Annotated in this window: 3 protein-coding genes; all 3 read right to left on the bottom strand. The window is 44.9% G+C overall.

What is annotated here, in order from left to right; all coding sequences use genetic code 11:
• Positions 1-935 (bottom strand): ParB/RepB/Spo0J family partition protein (locus BM613_RS14240; protein WP_109431821.1); only part of this gene is annotated, 935 nt, incomplete at its 3' end.
• A gap of 519 nt (positions 936-1,454) precedes the next feature.
• On the bottom strand, positions 1,455-1,955 hold the full coding sequence (locus BM613_RS14235) for a hypothetical protein (protein WP_109431820.1): 501 nt from the start codon (positions 1,953-1,955) through the stop codon (positions 1,455-1,457).
• Positions 1,956-1,969: 14 nt separating this feature from the next.
• The coding region (locus BM613_RS15255) for a hypothetical protein (protein ID WP_219930718.1) at positions 1,970-2,574 on the bottom strand (605 nt) is incomplete at its 5' end.

Below are 2,574 nucleotides of genomic sequence, written 5' to 3'. Positions count from 1 at the left end.
TGGAAAAACGCCAATTCTTCTTCTTTTTTCCGCAACGCATCTTCTTTCTCTCGTTTTTCTTGTTCGACTTCTGAAACGCGTTTTTTCCAAACAGCAAGTTCGTTTTTTACCGCTTCTGGCACAACCTCAATTTGTTCAGGCGGTTGGTTTTGCAAGCGTTGAATCTCGCTTTGCAAGCGGGCGATTTGCTGTTTGTCCTCAAGTCGCCCCATCTGTTGCAAGCGTGCCAATTCTTGTTGCAGTTCCTCGGTTTGCCGATCTTTTGCTTGCGCTTCTTCGAGACGTTTGCGCAGTTCTTTCGTTTGTGCCACTGTACGCAGGCTGATCTCTTCGCCTAGTGAAGCAAATAAAGCTTGTTGGGTTTCGGGTTCCAAATAAGCGAGTTGCTCTGCCGCAGTCGTCCCTAATTTGCCCTGATCGACAAGCTGTTGAAGTTCAGGAATGAGTTCATTGAGTTTGTCTAGGCGGCGAATGTGTTGCTCGGATTTCCCGATTTCTTGTGAAACTTGTTCAGACCATCGGCCCTCCAACTGTGGCTCATGATGAGCCGCAGTTAAATCTGTCCGCTTTCGTTCCCGATTCCCATACGTCTGCTCAATCAACTCTTTTTCCCGCCGAATTGCCTTCGCCAACTCCATCGGCGAGAGTGTGCGCGTTTTGACGTTTGCACTAATGAGCATGCGGGCGGCCTTGTTGTCATCCACATCTAAAACATCCGTCTCAATGTCCGTCCAACCCAACAGCTTCGCCGCCCGTACTCGTTGATGGCCACTGATGATTTGGTACTGCTCACCTGCTGTTCGAGCGACTACGGCATGGATTAAGCCGTTTTCCTGCATATCTTTTGCAAGCTCCTGAAGCTCTTCGTCAGACAGGTTGTGAAACAGTTTGTTTTCTGGATGCTCTACAAGCAAAGCCACTGGAATTTTCGCCACGAAAAAGCCCCCTTCTGGTTTCTCAACCGTTGGGGGCGGGGTAAGTATTTTTTATTTTGCCAGTGCCAAATTAGGGACAGTTTACTACAGCGTGTATCCGGTAAAAGGTATGACAATTCGAAAATATTTTATCATGGAAGAGTATTGGGTGTGGCGTGAAGTCAATCTAAACAGTTTCAACCAAGACGTGAAAGTATACCAATTAAGGTGAAGCACTTGTTCTACCAGTGAGGGTAAATTACACATAATTTCGGACTTGATCCTTGTTGAATTACAGCAAATATGTGGTCCTTGAAGTAAGTCTTACTGTATGCCGTGATTAATTGGCTACTTCGCGATACCACTGCAACGCCATCGCGTGTGAAAATAGAGAGCCGAGCCTCGACTAAACGTGGCTAGCTCTCTGCGATTAAAAAAATTGAAATTCATGTTAAATTAATCAATGATCTCGACAGATTATCATATAGGTTCACTGAGCGTTTTTGTCCTACATGAATGATTGTCTTAAACATCGAATTTTTACACCGAGTCTATCTCGAGAGGAATCAATGCTTGTAAATTCGGGATGACGCGGAATTTAAAGTCCTCTTCCTTTTGAAAAGAAATATCAAAGACATCGAAATCAGCGGCTTCGAAAACTTGTAACAGATACGATGCATCCTTAAGTTCCTTATCCTTATGTAGGACCGCACAAGTAAACAATTGATTGGCTTTTATTGCTTCAATCAATTCATTTTTACCTTTCGGGCAAAACCAGAGAAAGGTTGTTGGTATCTCGCTGGTGTGGTCTTGAAATGGTAGGCATTCATCTACTTCAAATACAGTACGCTTGATAACCAAGTCCCTCCATTTCTCTTCTGTTGGATTTCTAAAACCCTGTATGATATCTTTTGATACTCTGAATATTAACCTCTCACCATCCTGAGGAAAACAACTTATTACTTGAACCACTTCATCGAGCGATTCAAGAGTATCAAATTGTTCAAGATAGGCACCGTTCTCCTTCAAAACTAGACGCATTTAGATCCCTCCCCCTAAGGTAAAAAGTAAAAATGTTGATTAGCCAACTTCCCATTCGTCCTATATCTCTGAAAGTGCTCCGGGAAGTAATCCCCTGTTGGACTTTTTGGTTTATTGTTGTAGTCGTATTCGGGCTGGTTGATGTGGATTTCTCCAATCGGGTCACCGTTACTGTTACGTACAATGGACTTGTACATGTCCCCCGTCCAATGAGGTGCGTCTTGAGTATAATTGTTGTCTCTCAAGAACTGATCCTTGGAACCAATATATATCCAATTCGCCTTGCCGGTCACGTCTACGACTTCCCCCGTACCCTCAACACTCGCCCCACCCACAACCTCTGCCTTGCTTGTCACATTCTCCGCTGTCGATGCTTCTCGCGTATTGAGCGCTGTGACCTTGCTCTCTTGATTCATTTCACGCAAAGCGTCTAACTCATTGGATTCTTTCGCAAATAAGTCCATGTGAACATATCGTTGGACGTCTCTCCCGAATCGATTCATCCCTCCGATCCCTGCAATCGCTGGATCAAGCCCACGTGCTAAGGCTGTCTCCTTTTGCCACGTCTGTGCACTCTCTTCTAGCACGTGTACCCCTGCACTCTCTGGCGTTATAAGGC

The sequence above is a fragment of the Sulfoacidibacillus thermotolerans genome (genome assembly GCF_003144315.1).
Classification (GTDB): Bacteria; Bacillota; Bacilli; order Alicyclobacillales; family SLC66; genus Sulfoacidibacillus; species Sulfoacidibacillus thermotolerans.
The sequence above is the reverse complement of the archived record's forward strand: the minus strand, read 5'-3'. Positions and strand labels throughout refer to the sequence as shown.